Origin of the sequence: Aeromonas sp. XH (assembly GCF_033348475.1) — a bacterium.
GTDB classification, from domain to species: Bacteria; Pseudomonadota; Gammaproteobacteria; order Enterobacterales; family Aeromonadaceae; genus Aeromonas; species Aeromonas sanarellii.
The window spans coordinates 2,058,339-2,082,572 of the sequence record NZ_CP137630.1; the positions used below are offsets into that span (position 1 = coordinate 2,058,339).

At 66.2% G+C, this 24,234-nt stretch carries 17 protein-coding genes; 5 read left to right on the forward strand and 12 right to left on the reverse strand.

What is annotated here, in order from left to right; genetic code table 11:
* The first annotated feature begins 209 nt into the window (after positions 1–209).
* From R2B70_RS09650 to R2B70_RS09660, 3 genes are all read left to right on the forward strand, one after another.
* On the forward strand, positions 210–350 hold the full coding sequence (locus R2B70_RS09650) for a TIGR02808 family protein (RefSeq protein ID WP_005325161.1): 141 nt from the start codon (positions 210–212) through the stop codon (positions 348–350).
* 189 nt (positions 351–539) lie between these two features.
* Positions 540–1,097 (forward strand): YaeQ family protein, encoded by a 558-nt coding sequence (locus R2B70_RS09655; protein WP_052815038.1) that lies wholly within the window; start codon positions 540–542, stop codon positions 1,095–1,097.
* Between the two features lie 12 nt (positions 1,098–1,109).
* Positions 1,110–1,994, forward strand: coding sequence for an AEC family transporter (locus R2B70_RS09660; protein ID WP_318163260.1), 885 nt, complete (start codon positions 1,110–1,112; stop codon positions 1,992–1,994).
* 213 nt (positions 1,995–2,207) lie between these two features.
* Here the strand turns inward: R2B70_RS09660 and R2B70_RS09665 are convergent, their stop codons facing one another.
* The 4 genes from R2B70_RS09665 to R2B70_RS09680 form a co-directional block, all read right to left on the reverse strand.
* Positions 2,208–3,437 (reverse strand): MFS transporter, encoded by a 1,230-nt coding sequence (locus R2B70_RS09665; RefSeq protein WP_318163261.1) that lies wholly within the window; start codon positions 3,435–3,437, stop codon positions 2,208–2,210.
* A gap of 55 nt (positions 3,438–3,492) precedes the next feature.
* On the reverse strand, positions 3,493–4,263 hold the full coding sequence (locus R2B70_RS09670; protein ID WP_318163262.1) for an ABC transporter ATP-binding protein: 771 nt from the start codon (positions 4,261–4,263) through the stop codon (positions 3,493–3,495).
* A complete protein-coding gene (locus R2B70_RS09675; protein ID WP_318163263.1) occupies positions 4,256–5,308 on the reverse strand; it encodes an iron ABC transporter permease in 1,053 nt (350 codons plus the stop codon). The genes R2B70_RS09670 and R2B70_RS09675 overlap by 8 nt, the downstream gene beginning before the upstream one ends.
* Positions 5,309–5,409: 101 nt before the next feature.
* Positions 5,410–6,531: an ABC transporter substrate-binding protein gene (locus tag R2B70_RS09680; RefSeq protein WP_318163264.1), complete on the reverse strand. Its 1,122-nt coding sequence runs from the start codon at positions 6,529–6,531 to the stop codon at positions 5,410–5,412.
* A 553-nt stretch (positions 6,532–7,084) separates the two neighbouring features.
* On the opposite strand from R2B70_RS09680, the gene R2B70_RS09685 reads away from it, so the two are divergent.
* Positions 7,085–10,303, forward strand: a complete 3,219-nt coding sequence (locus R2B70_RS09685) for an ExeM/NucH family extracellular endonuclease (protein WP_318163265.1) — start codon at positions 7,085–7,087, stop codon at positions 10,301–10,303.
* A gap of 134 nt (positions 10,304–10,437) precedes the next feature.
* Here the strand turns inward: R2B70_RS09685 and R2B70_RS09690 are convergent, their stop codons facing one another.
* The 8 genes from R2B70_RS09690 to R2B70_RS09725 form a co-directional block, all read right to left on the reverse strand.
* The gene (locus R2B70_RS09690; protein WP_318163266.1) at positions 10,438–11,436 is read right to left on the reverse strand and encodes a lipid A deacylase LpxR family protein; all 999 of its coding nucleotides are present in this window, start codon (positions 11,434–11,436) and stop codon (positions 10,438–10,440) included.
* The gene (locus R2B70_RS09695) at positions 11,436–14,534 is read right to left on the reverse strand and encodes an efflux RND transporter permease subunit (protein WP_318163267.1); all 3,099 of its coding nucleotides are present in this window, start codon (positions 14,532–14,534) and stop codon (positions 11,436–11,438) included. The genes R2B70_RS09690 and R2B70_RS09695 overlap by 1 nt, the downstream gene beginning before the upstream one ends.
* Positions 14,531–15,649 (reverse strand): efflux RND transporter periplasmic adaptor subunit, encoded by a 1,119-nt coding sequence (locus tag R2B70_RS09700; RefSeq protein ID WP_318163268.1) that lies wholly within the window; start codon positions 15,647–15,649, stop codon positions 14,531–14,533. The genes R2B70_RS09695 and R2B70_RS09700 overlap by 4 nt, the downstream gene beginning before the upstream one ends.
* Positions 15,646–17,106 (reverse strand): TolC family protein, encoded by a 1,461-nt coding sequence (locus tag R2B70_RS09705; protein ID WP_318163269.1) that lies wholly within the window; start codon positions 17,104–17,106, stop codon positions 15,646–15,648. The genes R2B70_RS09700 and R2B70_RS09705 overlap by 4 nt, the downstream gene beginning before the upstream one ends.
* A 162-nt stretch (positions 17,107–17,268) precedes the next feature.
* Positions 17,269–17,484, reverse strand: coding sequence for a hypothetical protein (locus R2B70_RS09710; RefSeq protein WP_318163270.1), 216 nt, complete (start codon positions 17,482–17,484; stop codon positions 17,269–17,271).
* Positions 17,485–17,580: 96 nt separating this feature from the next.
* Positions 17,581–18,192, reverse strand: coding sequence for a nitroreductase family protein (locus R2B70_RS09715; RefSeq protein ID WP_318163271.1), 612 nt, complete (start codon positions 18,190–18,192; stop codon positions 17,581–17,583).
* Positions 18,193–18,503: 311 nt separating this feature from the next.
* Positions 18,504–21,422, reverse strand: a complete 2,919-nt coding sequence (locus R2B70_RS09720) for an ATP-binding protein (protein WP_318163272.1) — start codon at positions 21,420–21,422, stop codon at positions 18,504–18,506.
* A 307-nt stretch (positions 21,423–21,729) separates the two neighbouring features.
* Positions 21,730–22,257 (reverse strand): glycine zipper 2TM domain-containing protein, encoded by a 528-nt coding sequence (locus R2B70_RS09725; protein WP_408854358.1) that lies wholly within the window; start codon positions 22,255–22,257, stop codon positions 21,730–21,732.
* A 322-nt stretch (positions 22,258–22,579) separates the two neighbouring features.
* Here R2B70_RS09725 and R2B70_RS09730 point away from each other — a divergent pair, with 322 nt between their 5' ends.
* On the forward strand, positions 22,580–24,205 hold the full coding sequence (locus R2B70_RS09730; protein ID WP_318163273.1) for an acyl-CoA synthetase: 1,626 nt from the start codon (positions 22,580–22,582) through the stop codon (positions 24,203–24,205).
* Positions 24,206–24,234: the final 29 nt, after the last annotated feature.

Here is a 24,234-nt window from a genome sequence, read left to right on the forward strand (position 1 = left end):
CCCCGCCTGTTTTGTCCAAGCCAGGGGCCCCGGGGAGCGGAAAACGGGGTGACAAGGGGCTAAATTATTGATCTGGCGCAAACTGGTGCCCCATTTATTACTTTGGTGGCATAGGACTCAGGCGCGGGTTGAGGTCAAATAGCCTTATCAGGAGCGGGGACCACCCCGTCGCGAAAGGGACACCCATTTCACTGGATGAAGGACACACTATGAGTCTGCTCGAACAAACCATCTGGAACATATTGGGATACGGGGCCATGCCCTTTATCTTTCTGAGTGGCTTCGTGGCCGTGGCAGTCACCTGCTGCCTGCTGCTCAATGCCTTCGGGGTCAAGTCCGCCGAGAAGTGAGTCACTCTCGTTCATGCCGCCAAATGCCAGTCTCACGACTGGCATTTGTTTTTTGTGTCTCCTGAAGCACTTATCCCGCCCCTGATAGGGTAAAGGGAGCGCAAGACGGTCGAACCCGGCGGCCATTTTGATTACACTGACGCCCGGCATGTCCGCCCCTTTCTCTTTTATCAGGTGTTCACGACTTCTATGGCGCTCAAGGCAACCATCTTCAAGGCCCAGATCAGCTTGTCTGACATGGATCGCAATCTCTATCAGGACTTCTCCCTCACCCTGGCCCGTCACCCCTCCGAGACCGACGAGCGCATGATGATCCGCCTCGCGGCCTTCGCCTGGCATGCCGCCGAGCGGTTGGAGTTCACCAAGGGGCTCTCTGCCGACGACGAACCCGAGCTCTGGCGCAAGAACTACTCCGACGAGATTGAACTCTGGATTGAGCTGGGCCAGCCGGACGAGAAGCGCCTCAAGAAGGCGTGCAACCGCTCCCGCCAGGTGGTGCTCTACCTCTACGGCGGCCGCGGCACCAGCGTCTGGTGGAAGCAGAACCAGGGCAAGCTCGGTCTGCACGACAACCTGAGCGTCATCGAGCTCTCCGACAGCCAGACCCTGCCCCTGGCGGCCATGGTGGAGCGCACCATGCAGCTCACCTGCACCATCTCCGACGGCCAGCTCTGGGTCAGCAACGGCAGCCAGGAGGTCACCCTGGATCCCGTGGTGTTGATGGGACGTCCGGCCCGCGAACTCTGATCGGGAGCCCCCATGTTCAGTGCCCTGCTCAATATCGTCATCCCGGTGTTTGCGGTGGCGGGCCTCGGCGCCCTCTATGGGCGGCTGCGACCGGGTGGCGACCTGGGTTACATCAACCGGGCCAATATCGAGCTCTTTACCCCGGCGCTGGTCTTCTCGGCCCTGGTGAAATACCCGCTGGATCTGGCGGCGCACCTGCCGCTGATCGCGGCCGGCGCCCTGGTGATTTTGCTCCCCGGCCTGCTGCTCGCCCTGCTCAGGCTCAAGGAGATAGCGCTGGCAGCCCTGATCCTGCCCGCCATGTTTCGCAACACGGGCAACCTCGGCATTCCGCTGATGGTGCTCGCCTTTGGCGAGCAGCAGCTCGGCGCCATCGTCATCCTGTTCGTGCTCTCCAACCTGCTCCACTTCTCGGTGGGCATGTTTATCCTCTCGGCCAGCAGCTCCCGCTGGGGCTGGCTGAGAAGCCCGGTGCTCTGGGCCGCCTTCGCCGGGCTGCTGGTGGCCAACCTGCATATCCCGCTGCCGGAATACCTGGTGACCAGCGCCGCCCTGCTCGGTCAGATAGCTGTGCCCCTGATGCTGTTTGCCTTGGGGGTTCGGCTGATGGAAGGGGAGCTGGGTCATCTGGGGCTCGCGCTCAAGTGCAACCTGCTCTATCTGCTGGCGGGGGGCCTCTCCCTTGGGCTCGCCGTCTGGCTGCTGCCCCTGGAGCCTGCCTGGATCCCGCTGCTGACACTCTCGGTGGCACTGCCCCCGGCGGTATTGAATTACATCCTGTGCGAGCAGTACCAGTGCCAGCCCGACAAGGTGGCCAGCATAGTGCTGGGCGGCAATGCGCTCTCGGTGGTGGTGATCCCGCTGGCGGTCTGGTTGGCGCTGCATCTGGGGAGTTGACCCGGTTCGCTCTTCACCTTCAAGGACGCCTGATGGCGTCCTTTTTATCGCCATCGCGAATGTCCGATGTTGCTTTGCTCATCGAGCACAGCCGAGCTTGCTCGCTTATCTGGCAAGGTCTTGAAACAGGTTCTGGTTAGCCGGATAAGGCAGAGAGTGGCGAGTGGAGAGTGGAGGAAAGGGAATAAAACCGGGCGGCCTTGGCCGCCCTGTTTATTGATGGGTGGCCGGCTGAACCTGGCCATCCTTGCGCAACTGGGTATAGAGGCCAACCCCAGCCAGCAGGCCGGCGAGGGCCAGCAGCCACCAGATGGCGTTGGCGGGGCGGCTGCCCGCGTCCCCCAGCATAAAACCGATGAGCAGGTTTCCAAAGAGCGCCATGCAGCCCCCGGCGCTGGCATAGAAGCCGTAGTAGCTGCCGAGCTGCTCTGGGGGCGCGTAGCGGGGCAGCTGGGCGGCGAAGAGCGGGAAGCAGAGGATGGAGCCCAGCGATAGCAGGGCCACCTGCGTCAACACGCCCGCCGTCGGCCAGGGGGCCAGCAGGGGAAGGGCCAGGTAGCTCAGGCCCATCATGCCTATCCCCAGCCCCATGGCGAGCGGCACCCCCAGGCGGCGCTCCACCAGGCGCGAGGCCGGGAGCTGGAGAACGACACCGATCACCGCCGAGAGGGTGAAGACGCTGCCGAGCAGGTGGGTGGCGTCCGGCAGGCTCTGGATATGGGCGGGGAGGGCGAGATAGAGCTGGTGGAACAGGATCTGGTAGCTGCCCACCAGCAGGGTGAACCCCATAAAGGGGCGCTGGCGCACTATCTCCCCCCATTGGCGCAAGATGGCGCCGCGGGGGCTCTGGCTGCTCACCGGGCGTTTGGGCAGCCCCCGGTATTGCAGCACCCCGAGCAGGGCGAAGAGGCTCGCCGCCAGGATCCCCGTCAGGGTATAGCTCTGCTGGGTCAGGGTGAGGCCGACCAGGGGGCCGAGCAGCATGCCCGCCTCGCTGGCCAGATTGTGCAGGGCGAAGGCGCGCTGACGCTGGCTCGGATTGTGGCATTCGCTGGCAAGGTAGGCCTGGGCGCAGGGGGTGAAGAGGGCCCCCGCAAAGCCGGTGAGGGCGGCGGCCAGCAGCAGTATGGGCAGGGACTCGGCCCAGCCCAGCAGCACGAAGCCTATGGAGCGCACCAGGCAGCCCCAGACGATGGCGGGATGGTAGCCGATGCGATCCCCAAGGGTGCCGCCCAACAGGAACAGCCCCTGCTGGCTGAAGACCCGCATCCCCATGACCAGGCCACAGGCCCAGCCGGCCAGGCCCAGGCCGCTGCCCATGTGCTGGGCGAGGAAGGGCATCATCATGTAGAAGCCGAGGTTGAAGGCGAGCCCGTTGGTGATGAGCAGGCGGGCGGCCGGGCTCATGCCCTGCCAGTCCCGCCAGTAGGAGGCGCCGTTCATGGTCGCCTCCCGCCATCGTGTCGGGAGGAGGTCGTCGGGGTGGCGCAGCACTGTGTCATGACGTCTTTCGCAGGGTTCTGAGGAAGGGGATGCCGCGCTGATCGTGGCTTATCTCCACCGACACCTGGTAGAGGCGCTCGATGAGGGCCGCGTCGAGCACCCGGGCGGGGGGGCCGAAGGCTTGGAGCTCCCCCCCTGCCAGCACGATCAGCTGATCGGCAAACTGGGCGGCCAGGTTGAGATCGTGCAGCACCACCAGGGTGATCCACTGCTGATCCCGGGTCTGCTGGCACAGGTGCTCCATCAGCTGCATCTGGTGGTGCAGGTCCAGGGCGCTGACCGGCTCGTCCAGCATCATGATGCGGGGATCGCGCAGCAGCACCTGGGCGAAGAGCACCATCTGCCGCTGGCCGCCGCTCAGGGAGTAGAGGGGGCGATCCGCCAGATGGGCGATGCCGAGCGCCTGCAGGGCGCGGCCGGCCGCCAGTATGTCCTCGTCCGCGAGGCGCATGGAGAGGCTGTCGAGGCGCCCGAGCACCACCACCTCGATGACGCTGAGATCCAGCTCCAGCTGGATGTTCTGGGGCATGTAGCCAAACTGCTGGCGCCACCTGGCCTGCGTCATCTGGCGGGCACTCTGGTCCCCGAGGCGGATGTCGCCACTGTCCGGGGTCAGCTCGCCGAAGAGGGTGCGCATCAAGGAGGTCTTGCCGGTCCCGTTCGGGCCGATGATCACATGGACCTGACCCGGATGCAGAGTGAGGCTGAGATCCCGCAGCAGGGTCTGCTGGCCGAGGGAGAGGGAGAGTCGGGATATTTCAAGCACGTTTACGCCCCCTGCCGAGGATCAACCAGATGAAGAAGGGCACGCCAATGAGCGCGGTGACGATGCCGATGGGGAAGAGGGCTCCCGGAATGATGGACTTGGAGAGCACCGAGGCCGCCGAGAGCATGCAGGCCCCGCACAGGGCGGAGAGGGGGATCAAAAAGCGCTGATCTTCCCCCACCAGCATGCGGGCGATATGGGGGGCCACCAGGCCGACGAAGCCGATCACGCCGACGAAGCTGGTGGCGGTGGCGGTGAGCAGGGCGACCAGCACCAGGGTCTTCATGCGCAGCCTGTCGACGTTGACTCCGAGGCTGCGGGCACGGGCTTCCCCGAGGCGCAGGCTGGTGAGGGCCCAGGCATCCCGGTAGATGAGCAGGGTGCAGATCAGGGTGACGACGGCGGTGATGATCAGGGAGTCCCAAGTGGTGCGCATCAGGCTGCCAAACAGCCAGAACAGGATCTGCTGGTTGAGCTCGGGGGAGGAGAGGAACTGCAGCAGGGAGAGCAGGGACTGGAACAGGAACAGCAGGGCGATGCCCGCCAGGATCAGGGTCTGGCTGCTGACATGGCGCATCATGGCCAGCCCAAACAGCAGGCAGGCGGCAAACATGCACACAATGAAGGCGCCGGCCGGGATGGCCACCAGGGGGGAGAGCCCGAGGCCGCCGGTGTAGAGGGCGAGCGCCGCGCCCAGGCCCGCCGCCGCCGCGAGCCCCAGGGTGTAGGGACTGGCGAGGGGGTTGTCCAGCAGGGTCTGCATCTGCACACCGCCGAGGCCGAGGGAGGCACCGACCACCAGGGCCATGAGGGCGATGGGCAGGCGCATGTCGTGGACTATGGTGCGGGTCATGGGATCGGCCTGGGCGGGGGAGAGCAGGGCATCGACCACGTCGTGCAGGGCCAGCAGGGAGGGGCCGGTGGCGATGTCGAGCACCAGGGTAATGCACAGGACCAGGGCGAGCAGCGCCAGCCAGTGCCAGCGACGGCGCTCCCGTTGCCGCTGCCGGGCGAGGGTCTGCTGCAGGGCAGCCAAATCATTCATGATGTCAATCCTGAAACGGGCGCCACAAGAGGCGCCCACACAATCCAAGAGGGTTGCTGAAGAGGGCGCGGCCGAGGTGGGCCGCGCCCGAATTGCCAGGGTTAGCTTGCGTCACCCTGCTTGATGCCCAGCATAAAGGTGCCCTGGGGATGGATGGGCAGGTAGTGCTGGTAGAACGCCTGATAGGTGGCCAGGGGATCGAGATCCTGGAACAGATCCGGATAGAGGGCCTTGGCCATGAACTCGATCAGGGCGGCATCCATGATGCTGCGGGTGGCGCCGTGGTAGACCGCATAGAGGCGCCCCTGCTGCACCGCAGGCAGCTCGCGCCAGCCCGGACGGGCGGCAAAGCCCTGCAGGCGCTGGCGCACGGTCTCGGCCGACACATCCTGGCCCACCTGCATGGCGACAGCACTGCTCACGCTCTCGTAGCCCGCCATCAGGATCACCTCGGGCTTGCTCGCCAGCAGTTGTTCCGGGTGGATGGGGCCCCAGCGATCGACGAAGGGGGCGGCCACGTTCTCACCGCCCGCCAGCAGGGCCATGGCGCCCCACATGTCCTTGCCATAGGTGTAGCTGTACTCGGCCGGGCCTTTGTCACCCAGCTCGATATAGACCCGGGGCGGCTTGTGCTTCGCGGCGGCGATGCGCGAGGTGATGGTGTCAATCTTGGCCTTGTACTCGTCGGCCATCTTCCGGGCACGGGCCTCCTGGCCGGTCAGCTTGCCGAGCAGCAGGGTGCTCGCCATGTGCTGTGCCAGGGTCTGGGCGTTGTAGTCGATGACCACCACCGGGATGCCCGCCTGCTCGAGGCGTGGCAGGTCCGCGGCCAGGGCCTCGTATTGCCACTTCGCCAGGATCACCAGATCGGGCTTGACCGCCAGGGTCTTCTCGATGGAGAAGCTCTGATCCTGCACGTTGCCAAGGTCCGGCACTTTGGCCAGTTGTGGCTGGCTGGCCACGTAGAGAGACCAGATGGCGGGACGGGACTTCATGAACCAGCCCAGGGACATGCCCACCAGGCGCTCGGCCCCGCCTTCACCGGCCACGGCCAGGTAATCCTCGGGATAGAAACCGAGCACGATGCGGCTGGCCGGAAGGCTCAGGGAGACCTTGCGGCCCATCACATCTTCCACTTCAACGGGGGGGGCGGCCTGCGCCATCCAGCTCGCCAGGACGAGCTGGCTGAGCAGCAGCAACTTTGCCAGGGGGTGACGAAACATCTTGTAGCACCTCGGGAATAGAGACGGTCAAAAAAAGAAAGTGAGAACTATTGCCATTCGCGAGCGCAAAAGCAACAAACCTTTGTGCCATCCCCTCTTTTGTTATTTATGTCACTACTGGAACCCATGCCACCGCGGCACAACACCCTGCTCCAATAGAAGCCCTCTCTCTGTTTGCATGGAAAAAGGGTGGCCCGTGGTGCCCATCTTGCCGCGTGTGGAGCAGGGTACTGGCCGCCGCACCGCTCGCGCTTTCAACCCTGGGCTCTGCCCGATGTCGAGTCCCCCTGGCATGGCACCGCCAGAGGTGGCGACGATTTCCTGCACACCGATGACGGACACTGCCCATTCGGGTATTGCCCGTCACCTGCACGCAACATTTTGTTGTCATTGTTAGCCAGCTCCCAGCGGCTCCGCCGTCAAAGGGGCAGAGTAGGCCCGCCGCGGGATCATGGCACCGAATCGTCATGATCTCGCCGGCAACAAGGTGCTGCGGCCCGCCTTGCGCGGGGCGCCAATAACACGAACTGCAAATAAAAAAAGGAAACTGACCATGTCAGGAAGACATTCTCTCGTGGCGCTGGCCGTCGGGCTGGCGCTCGCTGGACAGGCGCAGGCGCAACTGCTTATCAGCGAATATCTGGAAGGATCCAGCAATAACAAGGCGGTGGAGCTGAGCAATGTGGGCTCCAGCGTCATCGATCTCTCCCAATACCGGCTGGCGCTCTATGCCAACGGCAAACCCCTCACCGAGGCCCCCACCAACAGCCTGGCGCTGCAGGGCACCCTGGCGCCGGGGGCCAGCCTGGTGCTGGCCAATCCCTCCGCCAGCAGCGAGATCCTGGCCAAGGCTAATCAGACCAGCGGCAACCTGGTGTTCAACGGTGACGACGCCCTGGTGCTCTATCGCGGCAGCGAGCTTGTGGACAGCTTCGGCCAGGTGGGGGTGGATCCGGGCACGGCCTGGGTGTCGGGCGGCGTCTCGACCCTGGACATGACCCTGCGCCGCAAGGCCACCGTCACCACGGGCCGGGTCGATGCGACCGCCCCTTTCGATCCGGCGCTCGAATATGTGGCTGCTCTCAAGGATGACGCCAGCGGTCTGGGTTGCAGTGGCGATGGTCCCTGCGATGGCACCCAGCCGCCCGCCTTTGTCTGCCCGGTGGATCAGTTGGTGCCCGTGCCCGCCATTCAGGGCCCCGGCAACAGCAGCCCGCTGGTGCCGGCCGGCAAGTTCGAGTCCGAGCAGGCCTATGCCACCCGCGGCGTGGTGACCCAGGTGGTGAGCGGCCTCTACAAGGGCTTCTTCATTCAGGACGTGCAGGGGGACGGCGATCCGGCCACCTCCGATGGCCTCTTCGTCTACAGCACCAAGGCCAACGCTGCCATAGTGCCGGGGGCCGAGGTGTGCGTCTCGGGCAAGGTGAAGGAGTATTTCAACCAGACCCAGCTCAGTGCCGACGAACTGGTGGTGACCCAGCCTGCCGGCGCCGTGCCGGCGGCGGTGGATCTGCTGCCGGTGGCGGGGGAGAGCCTGAGCCAGCTGCTGGAGCGTCACGAGGGGATGCAGGTGCGGCTGGTGCCCGAATCCAGCCTGGTGGTGACCCGCAACTTCAGCTTCGATTACGACGGCAAGCGCAACAACCTGGTGCTGGCCTATGGCGCGCCGCTCATCAAGTCGACCCAGAAATTTGCCGCCATGAGCCAGGAGGCGAGCAACTGGGCCCTGCGCAACCAGCAGAACCAGCTGGTGGTGGAGACCGACGCCAAGGCGCCGGACGGCGTGCTGCCCTGGTTCCCCGGCTTCAACGCCGAGGACGGTTACCTGCGCATCGGCGACAGGCTCAACGGGCTGGAGGGGGCGCTCGGCTACTCCTACAACCTGTTCAGGCTGGTGGCGAACAATCGCATCGACGCAATCCAGATCGATCACAGCGGCTGGGATCGGGTGGAAACCCCAGAGCTCGCCGAGGCGGGGGATCTGCGGGTCGCGAGCTTCAACGTGCTCAACTTCTTCACCACTGTCGTGGGAGGGGATGCCAACCCCACCGGCAGCAACCGGGGCGCCCTCACGGTGGCGGAGTTCGAGCTGCAGCGCACCAAGATCGTCAGCGCCATCACCCGCCTCAATGCCGACGTGGTGGGGCTGATGGAGATCGAGAACAACGGCTACGGCGACAACTCCGCCATCGCCAACCTGGTGGGGGCCCTCAACGCCGCCCAGCCGGACGAGGCGGATCACTACCGCTGGATTGCCTCGCCGGATGGCAAACCCATCGGCACCGACGCCATCACGGTGGGCCTCATCTACCGGCCCGCCAAGGTGACCCCGGAGGGGGCCGCCAGCCTCATCGCGCTGCCGGTGCAGCAGGCCGAGGCGGTGGATGCCAGCGGCAAGCCGGTGACCATCAACCAGGGGATGCGCGAGTCGCTGGTACAGCGCTTCAGCTCGCCCAAGGGGGATGCTCCCCTGACCCTGGTGGTCAACCACCTCAAGTCCAAGGGCTCCGCCTGCTTCGAGGATTACCCCGACTACGCCACCGCCGATCCCCTCGATGGCCAGGGCCACTGCAACGCGCTGCGGGTCTCCGCCGCCAAGGTGCTGGGGGAACAGCTCAAGGGGGTGAGCGGGGATCTGCTGCTTATCGGCGACATGAACGCCTACGGCATGGAGGATCCCATCCGGGTGCTGACCGACTATGATCCGGCCGCCCAGTCGCGCCAGATCATGAGCGCCTCCTTCACCACATTGGCGGGCCAGCCCTTCGAGGAGAGCGGCAGCGCCCTGGGCAAGGGGTATGGGTTCATCAACCTCAACACCCGCTTCCACGGCACCGACACCTACTCCTACAGCTATGAAGGGGAGCTCGGCAACCTGGATCACGCCCTGGCCAATCCGAGCCTCGCGGCCAAGGTGATCGGCATCGAGGATTGGCATATCAACTCCGCCGAGAGCAACTTCTTCGAGTACGGCAGCAAGTACAGCGGCCAGCTGGCGAAATCCGAAGGGCCCTTCAGCGCCTCGGATCACGATCCCGTGCTGGTGGCCATCCAGTATCCGCTGCCCCCCGCCGGGGTGTTGAGCCTCGAGAGCGCCGCCGCCAGCGTGGAGGAGGGCAACACCCTGTCCCTGACCGTCAGCCGCAGCGATGGCAGCCATGGGGAAGCCAGCGTCGGTTACCGCATTGCCTATGGCAGCGCCGATGCCAACGACGTGGCACCCCTCACCGGCACCCTGCACTGGGGGGCGGGCGAGAGCGACAGCCAGACCATCAGCATCCCGGTGAAGAGCGACACCCTGCGCGAGGGGGACGAGACCTTCACCCTGGAGCTGTTTGATGCGAACGGCGCGGCCCTGGGGGATCAGCACCAGACCCTGGTGACCATCAAGGACAAGCTGGCGCCGTCCACCATTGCGCTGGCTCACCCCACCCTGACGGTGAACGAGGGGCAGTGGTTTGCCGAGATCCCCCTGGTGCGCACCGGCGATCTCAGCAAGCCCGCCCGTGCCAGGGTGAGCCTTGAGGGGAGCACGGCGCGCTGGGGGCTGGACTTCCTGCCCTGGCTCGGCCAGTCGGTGAGCTGGGCCGCGGGCGAGGGGGGCAGCAAGTCGGTCAAGGTGCTGATCATCGATGACTGGTTTGTCGAGCCCACCGAGCAGTTCAGCGTGAACCTCGAGAAGCTGAAAGGGGCCCAGCCGGGCGCCGTCCAGCAGACCCGGGTCGACATTCTGGACAACGACAAGTCCTGGTGGCCCTTCGGTCGCAAGTAACCGGGAGAAAGCATGACAACGGGAGCCATCATGGCTCCCGTTTTTTTATGAAGGGCGCTGTGCTCTGCATCTGGCGCGAGGGCAACCTCGGCCCGGACGCTGGCTGCCGGCGAACGCGCCCAGGGGGATGGCGATCACAGCACCCATGACAGGCTCAGGGTGCCAAAGTCGGTCTGCTCTCGCTGGGTGTCGAAGGTCTCGGTGAAAAAGGTGCGGGCGAACCCCAGGGTCAACTTGCCGCGCCGCAGGCAGAAGCCGAAGGAGCCCATGCCGATGACGGGCTCGGTATCGACGGCGTGGCTGGTGCGAAACAGGGTGCCGTCGAGGGGCAGGTAGTGGACGACCCCGTAGGCGCCGCCCCCGCCAAAGAGCGAGACCGACCAGCGGTTCTGCGGTGCAATGCCGACCGTGGAGGCGGCATTGAGGCCGGAGCGCAGGGCGGTGACCCCCAGGGCATCCACCAGATCCCAGCCTATTTCGCCATAGAGGCCGACCCCGGCCCCGGTGAAATAGTTGCCAACCCCGGCGGTGGCCAGGGGTACCAGGCGCCACTCCAGCTCGGCCGCCGTGTGTCCGGCCGCCGCGAGGTGGGCCACCGTGTAGTTGAGGTTGACGACGGGTTCGTTCGGCAACAGGGTATCCCAGCCTTGCGGCTTGTCGGCCCCGATCAGACGATGGAACTCCCGCTGGGTGTCATCGGCCTGGGAGGCGGGCCCCACCACCCCCAGCCTGAGCTGCCAGGCGTGGTTCCAGTCCCACCTGCGGGCATAGAGGGTGCTGTCGACCACCAGCACCCCTGAGTAGGGCTGATCGTCGACATCGGGATGGGGCTCCCCGATGTCGTCCGGGGTGTTGATCTCCTGGGCCAGGGCCCAGGAGGCATAGTTGGTGTAGCCCTCATCGGCCACGAACGGCAGGAATGCCCAGAAGCGGGTCCATTGACCTAGGGGGTCATCGTCCTCCCGAGCGATGGCCTCAGAGACCCAGGCTATCCCCACGCCATTGGTGTAGTTGTTGTCTGAGCCGGTAAAGACGTCGTTCTCCACCGTGAGGGTCAGGGTGCCATCCCCGGCCTGGCTGGCGCCGCTCAGCAGCAACCCTGTCAACATCAGCGCAGTGCGTCCCTTGTTCACTATGCGCGCTCCTCTGCGCCAGAGGCCTGCGCCAGGGTGGGCCCGGTCTCCTTGGCCGGGGCGATCCGGAACCAGGCCGCATAGAGGGAGGGCACGAAGAAGATGGTCAGCAGGGTGGCGATGGTCAGCCCGCCCATGATGGCGATGGCCATGGGGCCCCAGAAGACGCTGCGGGTCAGGGGGATCATGGCCAGCACGGTGGCCGCCGCCGTCAGCATCACGGGGCGAGCCCGCATCACAGCGGCTTCGACCACGGCGCTCCAGGGATCCCGGCCACCGGTCGTCTCTATCTGGATCTGGTCGATCAGGATCACCGAGTTGCGCATGATCATGCCGCACAGGGCGATGACGCCCAGGATGGCGACGAAGCCCAGGGGAGCCTGAAACACCAGCAGGGCGGCCACCACGCCGATCATCCCGAGGGGCGCGGTCAAGAGCACCATGGCCATCAGGGAGAAGCTCTGCAACTGCAGCATCAGGATCAGCAAGATGGTGATCAGCATCACGGGGGCCACGGCGATCAGCGCCTCGTTGGCTTTGTTGCTCTCTTCGACCGCGCCGCCGACGTCAATCCGGTAACCGGACGGCAGGGTCGCCTCCAGCTCCTTGAGCAGGGGGGTGATGGCCTGGGTCACGGAGACCGCCTGGGCACCGTCCACCACGTCGGCCCGCACCGTGATCGCCATATCTCGGTTGCGCCGCCACAGCACAGGCTCTTCCTGCTCATGGCGCACGGTCGCAATCTGCGACAGGGGCACCACAGTGCCCTGGCTCGTGTAGAGGTTGATGTCCTTCAGGGTCTCCACATCCAGTCGCTCCGAGGGAATGGCGCGGGCGACCACGTCGACCAGCTCCTCGCCGTCGCGCAACTGGGTCAGGGTCGCTCCCTGCATCAGGGACTGGGTCGCCATCGCCACCTCGGCGGGGGAGAGCCCCAGGGCGCGCACCTTCTCCTGATCGAGCGCCACATTCAGAGCGCGCACCGGATCGTTCCAGTCGAGCTGGACGTCGCGCACCTGGGGATTGCTCGCCACCAGGTGCTCGACCCTGCGGGCGATGGCGCGCACCACCTGAGTGTCGGCGCCGACGATGCGGTACTGGATCGGGAAGCCCACCGGCGGGCCGAGCTCGAGGCGGGTGACACGCACCCAGGCCTGGGGAAACTGGTCGCCGGCCATGGCCATCAGGCGCGAACGCACGCGCTCGCGGGCCTCCAGATCCTTGGTCATCACCACGAACTGGGCATAGCCCGGGTTGGGCAGCTCGGGATCCAGGGAGAGGTAGAAGCGCGGTGCGCCGGCGCCCGTGTAGGCGGTGTAGAAGCGCACGTCCTCGTCCTTGGCCAGCAGCTGCTCCAGGCGTGTTACCTGCTCTGTAGTCGCGGCGAACGAGGCCCCCTCCTTGACGCGCAGCTCGACGATGAGCTCGGGCCGCGTGCTGTTGGGGAAGAACTGCTGCGGCACCAGCCTGACCGCCAGCACGGCCAGCACCAGGGCCCCGAAGGTGATGCCGATGACCAGCCAGCGGCGCGCGATGGCCTGCTGGATCCAGCCGCGCAGCCGGCGGTAGCCCTTGGTGTCATAGGGGTTCCCCTCGCCATGGTGATGGCCGAGCTGGGCGGGTAGCATCTTGACGGCAAGGTAGGGGGTGAAGAGGCCCGAGCAGAGCCAGGAGAAGACCACCGCCACGCCGACGATCCAGAAGATGCCGCCGGCGTACTCACCCGTGGTGGACTGGGAGAAGCCCACCGGCATGAAGGCGGCGGCGGTGATCAGGGCACCGGACAGGCGGGGCATGGCGGTCGCCTTGTAGGAGTAGGCGGCGGCCTTGACCTTGTCCCAGCCCGCCTCCATCTTCACCACCATCATCTCGAGGGCGATGATGGCGTCGTCCACCAGCAGGCCCAGGGCGATGATGAGCGACCCCAGGGAGATCCGCTCCAGATTCCAGCCGGTCCCCAGCATGAAGATGGCGACCATGCACAGCACCAGGGGCACCGACAGGGCGACCACTATGCCGGTGCGCCAGCCCAGGCTCAGCAGGCTGACGATGACGACGATCACCAGGGCCTCCACCAGGGAGCGCTCGAAGTCCCAGACCGCCTCCTTGACCGTGGTGGGCTGATCGGCGACCTGCTCGAGCTCGACCCCGTAGGGCAGCTCGTTCTGGATCTGTGCGATGACGGTCTCAAGCGCCTCGCCCAGCTGGACTATGTTGCCGTCATTGGTCATGGAAATACCCAGCATCAGCACCTGCTGGCCGTTGTGGCGGATGCTGTAGGTCTGGGGATCCTCATAGCCGCGGCGCACCGTGGTGAAGTCGCCGAGCTTGATGACGCGCCCGCCTGCGGCAATGGGCAGGTTGCGGATGTCGTCGAGACTGCGGAACTGGCCGCTGATCCGCACATAGAGCCGGTCGGAGGCGGTGTCGAGGGAACCTGCCGGCAGGACGGCATTCTGGCTCTTCAGGGCCGCCATGATCTGCACGGGCTGGATGCCCAGCGCCGCCAGGCGCTCGTGGGAGAACTCGATGTAGACTCTTTCCGCCTGCTTGCCGAGCAGATCCACCTTCTTGACCATGGGCACCTTGAGCAGGCGGCGCTTGATGATCTCCGCCTGATCGGCGAGATCGGCGAGGCTGACCCCGTCCCCCTTGATGGCGTACATCAGGCCGTAGACGTCGCCAAATTCGTCGTTGAATATGGGGCCCACGACGCCTTCGGGCAGCTCGAGCTCGAGATCGCTGAACTTCTTGCGCGCCTGATACCAGGCCTCCTGCTGATCCGCCTTGGAGGTGCCCCCCTTGACGGTGATCAGCATGCCGCCGAACCCCTGGCGGGCGAAGGTCTTGACCTTCTCGAAGTGATCGAGCTGCTCGAACTTCTTCTCCATGCGGTTGAGCACTTCATCCTGGAGCTGCTGCGCCGTGGCGCCGGGCCAGACCACCATGGCGGTCATGGAGGGCACCGAGAAGTTGGGGTCCTCCAGCTGACCCAGCCTGCCAAAGCCCAGGGTCCCCGCCACCGTCACCAGCAGGATCAGGAACAGCACCACGGCGCGGTGGCTCAGCGCCCATTCGGTGAGATTGAGCGATTTCATGGGGTCACTTCCTCACGTTCAGAGCGGGATGCGGATGCGGCGGCGGGCAGGGCGACTCTCAGCCCTGGCGCCATCTTCTGCACCCCGGCGGTGACGACGAGGGCGCCCTCGGCGGGACCGGAGACGAGCACCTCGTCGCTGCGATAGCCCTGGATGGCGACCTTGACCAGCTTGACGGTGCCCGTATTGCCCTTGCCGTCCTGTTGCACCGTCCACACGGCCGGCGCCCCCTGCTCCTGGGTCAGGGCCGTGGCGGGGAGGGTGGCGACGCGGGTGCCCTCATCGGTGCGCTCGGCGATCAGGGTGGCGGTCGCCCCCAGCGGCAGTGCTCTGGGCTCGACCGGCTTGAGGCGGGCGCGGTAGGTGCGGGTCTGCGCCGAGGCCTGGGCCGACAGCTCGCGCAGCTCGACCGCAAAATAGCGCTCCGGCGCCGTGGCCAGCGCGGCCTTGTAGCGTGCGGCCTTGAACTCGGCCAGCCGGTTCTCGGGAATATCCGCCACGATTTCCGGCTTGCCCTCGTTGGCGAGGGTGATGACGGGCTGACCCGCCGCCACCACCTGGCCTGTTTCCATGCGCAGCGCCGTCACCACGCCGCTGATGGGGGCCCGCAGCTGGGTGTAATTGACCTGGTTGCGGGCCAGCTCGAACTGGCGGGCCTCCGCCTGTGCCGCCGCCCTGGCGGTGAGCAGGGTGCTGTGTGCCTGCTCCTCGTGGGAGGCGCTGACGGAGCCGTTCTTCTTCAGCTCACTGAGGCGCTGCCAATCCGATTCGGCCTGCCAGGCGGCCGCCTTGGCCGCCGCCAGACGCTGGCGGGCGGCCTCTTCGGCGAGCAGGTAGTCCGCATCATCCAGGATGGCGAGCACATCGCCCTCTTTCACGACCTGGCCGACATCGACCTTGCGCACCAGCACCTTGCCGCCAATGCGAAAGGCCTGTTCGACCTCGTAGCGGGAGGCGACCGAGGCAAAATAGCGCTGGCTGTCGCGCAGGCTGTCGTAATGAAGCGCCATGGTGTTCACCGGTCTGAGTGCGCCCGTGGAGGGGGCGGGCTCGGAGCAGGCACACAGCAAGGCAGTAAGGGTGGCGGCACTGGCCGCGGCGACGAAGGATTTCACGACGATTCCTCGTTAGTGGATAAAGGGGTGGGGGTGATGCGTTTGGACACGGCTGTCTCGGGGGTATGGGTTGTCGCCGGCTCGAAGGACTGCCAGCCACCGCCCAGCGCCTTGAACAGCGTCACGCTGTCGAGCAGGGCCTGGGTCTGGCTGTCATTGGCGCCGAGCTGCACGGTCAGGCGTGCGCGCTGGGCATCGAGCAGCGGCAACAGATCGATCTGCCCCCGCTGATAGAGGGACTCGGCGTGCTTGAGGGCCATCTGCGCCGACCGTGCGGCCCCTTGCAGCACGTCTGCCCGCTCACGCTCGTCGCGCAGGGCGACCAGGCTGTTCTCCACATCCTCGAGCGCTCGGACGATGCCATCCTCGTAGCGCAGCAGCGCCTCGGACTGGGCGCTCTCGGCGATCTCGTTGACGGCGCTGGTTCGGCCCCAGTCCAGCAGCGGCATCGTCATCAGGCCGGCGATGTTGCCAAAGCGGGCCGATCCGAGCGCCATACCGTTCACATCCAGATCCTCGCGACCGAACAGGGCGCTGACGAACAGGCGGGGGAACCACTGCGTTTTTGCCTGCTGGCGACGCCAGTTCGAGGCTGCCAGCTGGGCACGCAGCGCCAGCAGGTCCGGGCGACGCTCCAGCAGACTGGCCGGTTGTCCGGGGCGTACCGGCGGGGTCTTGATGACGGCCTGGGAAGGGGTGATCCTGGCGGCCGCCGGCTGGGCGCCGATCAGCACGGCGAGACGATGGCGCGAGACGGCGATCAGGGTGGCGAGTCGCGGCATGGCCGCCCGTGCCTGGGCGGCATCGGTGCGCGCCCGTTCGACATCGAAGGGGGAGGCCAACCCGACCTGCTGGCGCGCCGTCACCAGACGCAAGGTCTCGTCCTGGGCCTCCGAGATGGCGTGTACCGTCTCCAGCTGGCGCTGTGCGCCGACCAGGGTGAAATAGTTGCTGGCCACATCCGTCAGCACCAGCAGACGCACGCCGCGTGCCTGCGCCTCGCTGGCCTCGGCCTCTGCCGCGGCGGCGGCCGCGCCGGCCCGCAGACGGCCGGTGAGATCCACTTCCCACGAGACGCTCAGGCCCGCAGAGAGACTGCTCGTCTCGGGGGCGGCCTGCCGTGCACCACTGCCATAGCCGTTGTCGCTGTGGCCGGCACTGCCCGTCGCCCCCAGGTTGGGCAGGAGGACGGAGCGGCTGATCGTCTCTCCCGCCCGGGCGGCGCGCAGGCGCTGGGCGGCGATGCGGATGTCGCGGTTTGCGTGGGCCGCCTGGACGATCAGCTCGCTGAGCACAGGATCGCCGTAGCTCTCCCACCACGGCACGTCCGGCTCGGCCGCCTCCCGCGAGGTGGCGAAGCTGGCGGGGAGATCCAGGGTGGAGTCCAGTTGGGGCGTGGTGCAGCCAGCCGAGGCAAGCGCCAGGGCAGAGGAGACCAGGACTGGGATGACGCGCATCCTTCGCGGGCGCGGGACCCGGGAGACGGCAGGTGCTGGAGACATCGTATAACTCGCATCATGGGGTGGACGGGATCGGGTAGGCAGACTAGCAAGCCGGGCCGCGGTCATGGTCAGGAAGGGGTCGGACTTTGGTCGGAAATGGGTGGGAGCGGGTGGCCGTCAGGGAATGGGGTCAGGACTCTGCCCGGGGGCGTCCTCGCGCTCGAGATCCCGCTCCATCAGGCCGTGCAGCTCCTGCGCCGATGCGAAGTTGCGCTGCGTGCCGGAGACGAGGTTTTCAAGGCGCCCATGGAGCGCATCTGGCGTGGCGTCCCGGTCCAGCTTGACGACGTACATGCGATGGAGGGGGTATTGGGGATCGGATCTGAGGATCATGGGCAGCATCCATCAATATTCGGGCTTGCCGCAGAAGATTACGGGAGTACGAGGGCGAAGTGGTGGATAAAAGGTCGGAATTGGGTGGCGATCTGTTCACAGTCGCGTCATGAAGAGCTCCGTCGGCAGGGGGAGAGAGGGCGGCTCGATATCGCCAGCGGCATGCTGGCCCAGACCCACCATCACGACGCTGCGCCATCCCCGTTCGGCCAGCCCCAGCTCGGCATCCAGCCAGTCAGCATCAAAGTCATCCACGGTGCAAGTGGCCAGGTTCAGGGTCGCCGCTCCCAGCAAGAGTGCGCCCAGGGCCATGTAGATCGGGTGAGAGGCGCCGGCGAGGGCCGCCCGCTCTGTCGCGTGCTCCCGGGGGGCTGCCGGATATTCGGCATGGTGCCCGGGGACGGCCGTCGGCAACGCCCCATCATCGGCGGCCCGCCTCGGCCCTGTTCTGGCGCACAGCACCACGATATGGGACGCCTTGTGGAGCAGGCAGGGGGCGAAGGGGAGCGCCCCGCTGACCACCGCATTGATGCGCCGCTTCGCATCCAGCGAGGAGGCCACCATGACATGCCAGGGCAGGCGGTGCTGTGATGGCTGGCCAAGGCAGGCCAGCGAGCAGAGCTCGTCGATGATCGACTCTGGCAGGGGCCTGCCTGAGGCGAATCTATCCTTGCAACGGCCTGACTGACGGCAATCACAGATATCCATGGGGGCACCGGTATCACGTAAATGGAGGCAAGAGGTCGCCGGAAACGCGTGAACGCGACCGATGGCGGCGTCAGGTACAAGGGGCTCCTGGCCTGCCGTTCAATCCCCCTGTGTCCATGGCTGGGCCTGAATGACGGGGATCGCCAGGCCCTGTCGAGGGTGTTGGCGAGGCGGGGGCCAGAGGATCCCCCTTCTCACACCAGGACGCGGGCCAGTGGCCGGATCACGCCCATTACCTGTCGCAATCGAGTATAAGGACGACGAATGGGCATGTGGTCAGGGAGAGGTGGGGATTCGGTCGGGAGGGGCGCTTATTGAGCCGCCTTGCCGTTTGCATGGGGGCGCACCGTCCTGACAAGGGGGGCGGGCTCTCCCTGCGCGGCGAGTCGCTCTTCCCATCCGGCGAGCGCCGCCCTCTCTTCTGGCGTCGCAGCGCCCTGGTCGCAAAGGGCGGTCAATGCCATGACTTCGAGCCATGGCGCGGCTTGGGCCATGGCCTCGGCGCGTGCATGGCGTGCCGAGGTTGCCGCGGCCGTCACGTCGCCCCTGGCCTGCTCTGTGGCCGCGCGAAGCAGCAACAATTGCGGCAGGACGATGCGCTCCCCGTGGCTGTGCACGAACGCCAGCGCCCGCGCCAGCGTCGCCTGGGCTCCTTCCCACTCCTGCTGGAGGACCAGGGCCTCGGCGGCATAGCCCAGGGTTTCGCTGCTCCCTGACAGCATCCCGAGCGCCCGGTTCTCTTCGTAAGCCAGGCAGATCTGGCGGCCTCCTTCCAGGGGGCTGCCGCAATGGCTCTCTGCCCACCCCTGGAACCAGCGGCAGGCCGCCTTGCCCTGGGCAAGGGAGAAGCGGTCGACGAGGGTCGCCATCTCTCCGGCCAGCGCCGCGACTCGCGCCACGTCGCCATGCCGGATGGCACAGAGCGCATCGCACCAGAGGGTAAACATCAGCGCCATCGGCTGGGCAAGGTGGCGGGAGCGGGCATAAGCCTGCCGGAGGCGTTCGCGCGCCTGATGGAACAGGCCCAGCTGGGCGAGGGAAAGACTCAGCAAGGCGAGCACAGTCGCCTGGGGATCGGCGATGAACCCGATGAAATTGTGCTCGGTCGTCGCCGTCGCCTGCTCGAGGGCCGGCAACGCCAGCTCCAGTACCTCCCTGGCCGCCAGATGATGGCCCTGCATCATGAGCGCATGCCCCTGTATGGTGCAGGCCGCCAGCGTCAGCAGGGGATCCGCCCTCTCGGTGGCGAGGGCTTGCGCCCGTGCGGCTATGGCCAGCGCCTCGTCATACTCGGCCCGAAAATCGAGCAGCAGGCCAAAACCGTGCAGTGCCAGGCCGGCCATGGGATGCGATGGCACCTCGACGAGGCGTCTGGTCGCACGCTGGTAGGCCGCGCGGGTGTCGTCCCCGGCCCCCAGGGTGTGGAAGGCGGCGCAGCCGCGCAGCGTGGCTAGGGTGATCTCGAGCGCATGGCGCTGGGCACTCTCCGGCATCTGATCGATCAGAAAGAGCGCCCGCTCGGTCAACCCCATGCACTCGACGGGGCTGAGATGGAGCAAGGCCGCCTGGGCCGCCTCGGCATAATAGCCAAGCGCCTTAATGGGCTCACGGCCCCGATCGAAATGCATGGCCAGTTCGGCGGCCGTTGCGCTCCCGTCCTGCTGGAGCAGGGCCCCTATCTTGCCGTGCCAGGCGGCGCGCACCGCGCCGGGCAAGCCGTCATAAAGGCGCTGACGGAACAGCTGGTGGTGGAACACGAAGGAGGGCATCACCCCGAGTGCGTGTTCGCTCGACCCGACTTCCGTCAGCCAGAGCCGCTCCCGTGCCAGCCGATCACAGAGCTCCGCCACCTGCACAGGATCGCTGTCCAGCGCCCGTGACAGCAAGTCGAGACGCAGCGTCATGCCAAACACGGCGGCCGCCGTGAGCAACTGGCGCCGCTCGCCCGAGAGTTTGGCCACATGGTGATCGATCAGGGCGTTCAGGCTCTCGGGGATCCGGGTGCGGGCCAGATCCGCCAGCCCGGCGAGGCTGCCATGGGCGGCCTGGGCGAGGACCTCGTTGGCGAGGGATGCCACGAACAGGGGCACACCACTCGTGCGTTCATGCAGGGCCTTCACGAATCTGTCCTCGGCGGCCAGCGTCGGCAGCCGCGCGCAGACATAGGTCGCCACATCCCGCTCGGAGAAGGCGTCGAGCAGGATCTCTTCGCACAAGCCCTGCGGGCGCAGCTCGTGTCTGAGCTCGTTGAGAGGATGATCCTGGGCGATGATCTCGGTCAGGCGGAAACTGCCAAGCCACATCAGGCGGCTGTGGCTGCGCCGGCGGGCGAGATAGTCGACAAGCTGCAGGGTGGAGGGATCGCCCCAGTGCAGGTCTTCGGTGATCAGCAGCAGTGGCCGATGCTCGGTGTAACGATCCAGAAACTCGCTCATCTCCCGCAACATGCGCTGCGGGTGGGTGCCGACCAGTTCATTCAGCAGGGCTTCTCGCTGCGCGGCCGAGCAGAGCCAGGGCAGTTGCAGCAGCCAGGTGGGGGCCACGCTGCGAAGGAGGGGGATCGCCTGCTCATCGCGACGGCACAGCTCGGCGATGGCCTCCAGCACCGGCAGATAGGGTTCGCCCGACCCATGCAGTTGCACACACTGCCCCCGCACCCAGAGGGCGTGGTCGAGCCCGGAGCAGAAGTGCGCGATCAGGGTGGACTTGCCGATCCCGGGTTCGCCCGCGACCCAGACTATGGTGCGCTGACCCTGAGTCGCCCGTCGCCAGGCGTCCTGCAACCGCGCCAGCTCCTCCCCGCGGCCGATGAATCCCCCGGGGGATGGGGTGCCGATGCTCGGCAACCGGGTTGCTGGGGGGAGAGGGCCCTCGGTCGGGGCAGACTCCCCCTGGGGGAGGAGCGGGCAGATGAAGCGATAACCGCGGCGTGAGACCGTCTCTATGAAGCGCGGCTGACGGGGACTGTCTCCCAGCAGAGTGCGAAGATCACTGATGGCCCCTTTCAGCACGGAGGCACTGACGAAGCGATGACCCCATACCCGGTCGAGCAGCTCGTCCTTGGTCAGGAGGGCGCCGGGATCCCGTACCAGGGCACACAAGAGGTTGAACGGGATGGGGGAGAGGGGGATAGCCCTGTGGCTGCGCAGCAAGAGTGCGTTGCGTTCATCCAGTTCGAACTCGCCAAAGCGGACATGCAATGGAAGCGATGTACTTGATATCTTTGACATATTCAAACCGTTATACCGCAGGCTGGCAATCGGAATCATCTTAGTCGGCCCGCCATGGGGGTCAAGAAAAAAGACAGCCGTTGCGGCGATGGGGAGAGAAAACCGGGGGCGGCAGTGAAAAAGGGAAGCTAATGACGCCCGCCAGTGGCTTGACGACTAGCCAGATGACACCCATTGGCAATGAGGGGGGCGAGCCACAGGCAGGGCAGAGGTGGCCGTGGCTCCGGTGCTTTTCCAACGGTGACCCAAGAAAAAGGCCCACCTCTCTGGTGGGCCTTCCTCATGGCAGGGCGCTCCTAACGGAGTATCAACCCTGCTCGTTGCTCAGTACCAGCTTGCCATCCTTGACCGGGATGGTGGTGCCGGGTTGCTTCTCCATGCGCACCACCCCTTCCTGGCCGGCGAGGCGGTAGGTGACGTCATAGCCCAGGGTGCGGGTGCTGCTCTCCTGCACCGTCTTGCAGCGCTGCTCAGTGGTGGTGTAGGTGTCGCCCGCCTGCATGTTGCCCTGCACCTGGTTGCCGGCGTAGCCGCCGGCCACGGCACCGGCCGCGGTGGCGATCTTCTTGCCGCTGCCGCCGCCAAACTGGTGGCCGACCACGCCCCCCAGCGCCGCCCCGACCACGGTCCCCAGGATCTTGTGCTCGTCCTGCACCGGCTTGCGGTGGGTGACGGTGACGTTGCGGCACTCCTGGCGCGGTGTCTTGATGGTCTCGGTCACCGGCTTGCTGGCCAGCACCTCGGCAAACTGGGGTTCTGAGGTAAACAGGGATCCGCTGGCGGCGGCCGACAAGGCCAGCGCAGAGGCCACACCGATCCCGATACCTGCCAACATGGATGTGTTCATCGTCTCTCTCCTCATACAGATGCCCGCTTCGGGCCTGGGTGCATTCTTGGCATTTTCCCCCTCCGGCTCAAGCAGACCGCCCCCCGACTGCGACAGAGACTGACTGCGCAAAAAACGACCTTGGCAAAAGAGCGTCGGCGATTGGCGACAACGGGGGGCAGGCCTGCACCCTAAGACGTTTCGCTAATACCTGGGATCACGCCCCCTTGATACCCTTTCATCCGTTCTCGAGAGTCGCCCCTGCGCTGCGTCGGGCGGCATCTCGAACGCGAGACGCACTCCGCTTTGTACCCGACGAGGAAGGAACCCGATGACAAAGCCCCACATCTACGAGACCGGCCTTGGCAAGACGCCCGCCAATTTCGAGGCGCTGACCCCCCTGAGCTTCCTGGCCAGGACGGCCAGCGTCTACCCCGACTACCCGGCGTTGATCCACGGCCCCCTGCGCCAGAGCTGGGCCCAGACTGAGGTGCGCTGCCGCCGGCTCGCCTCGGCCCTGCGCCGCCGCGGCATCGGCGAGGGGGACACCGTCTCCATCGTCGCCCCCAATGTGCCTGCGATGTTCGAGGCCCACTTCGGGGTGCCCATGAGCGGTGCCGTGCTCAACACCATCAACACCCGGCTCGACGCCGACGCCATGGCCTTTATCTTCCAGCATGCCCAGAGCAAGGCGGTGCTGGTGGACCGGGAGTTTGGCGCCGTGGTGCGCAGGGCGCTCTCCCAGATAGACAACCAGCCCCTGGTCATCGCCATCGACGATCCCCTCTACCGGGAGGGGGAGCTCATTGGCGAGCTGGATTACGAGGCCTTTATTGCCGGGGGCAACGGCGATGAGCCCGGCTGGCTGCCCGGGGACGAGTGGCAGGCCATCTCGCTCAACTACACCTCCGGCACCACGGGGAACCCCAAGGGGGTGGTCTATCACCATCGCGGTGCCCACCTCAACGCGGTGAACAACGCCCTCTCCTGGGAGCTGCCCAAGCACAGCGTCTATCTCTGGACCCTGCCGATGTTCCACTGCAACGGCTGGTGCTTCCCCTGGACCCTGGCGGCCACCGCCGGGGTGAGCGTCTGTCTGCGTCACGTGCAGGCGGCGGCCATCTATGAGGCGCTGCACGAGCACAAGGTGACGCATTTTTGCGCCGCCCCCATAGTGCTCAACATGCTGAACAACGCCGATCCGGCGCTCAAGCAGGGGCTAGATCACCCCATCAAGGCGATGACGGCGGGGGCGGCGCCGCCCGCCACCGTGATCGCCGGCATGGAGGCCATGGGGATCGCCGTGACCCATGTCTACGGTCTCACCGAGACCTATGGCCCCTGTGTGGTGTGCGAGCCGCAGCGAAGCTGGGAGGGGCAGGACGCCACCACGCTGTCCCGCCTCAAGGCGCGCCAGGGGGTGGCCTCACCACTGCAGGGGGAGATGCGGGTCATCCACCCGGTGAGCGGCGAGCCGGTTCCCCGGGATGGCAAGACCCTGGGGGAGATAGTGCTGCGCGGCAACATCGTCATGAAGGGCTACCTCAAGAATCCGGCGGCGAGCGAGGAGGCGATGGCAGACGGCTGGTTTCGGAGCGGGGATCTCGCGGTCTGGCACCCGGACGGCTATGTGGAGATCAAGGACAGATCCAAGGACATCATCATCTCCGGCGGGGAGAACATCTCCAGCCTGGAGGTGGAGGACGTGCTCTATCGCCACCCGGACGTGGACGAGGCGGCGGTGATCGCCATGCCGGACGAGAAGTGGGGGGAGGTACCCTGCGCCTTCGTCAAGCTCAAGGAGGGCCGCGAGCTCACCCAGGCCGACCTCATCGCGTTCTGCCGCGAGCAGATGGCCCACTTCAAGGCCCCCAAGCGGATCATCTTCACCCCCCTGCCCAAGACCTCCACCGGCAAGGTGCAGAAATTTATGCTGCGAAAGCAGTTGGACTGTTGAGGCTGCCACAGCCGTAAAACAAAACGGGC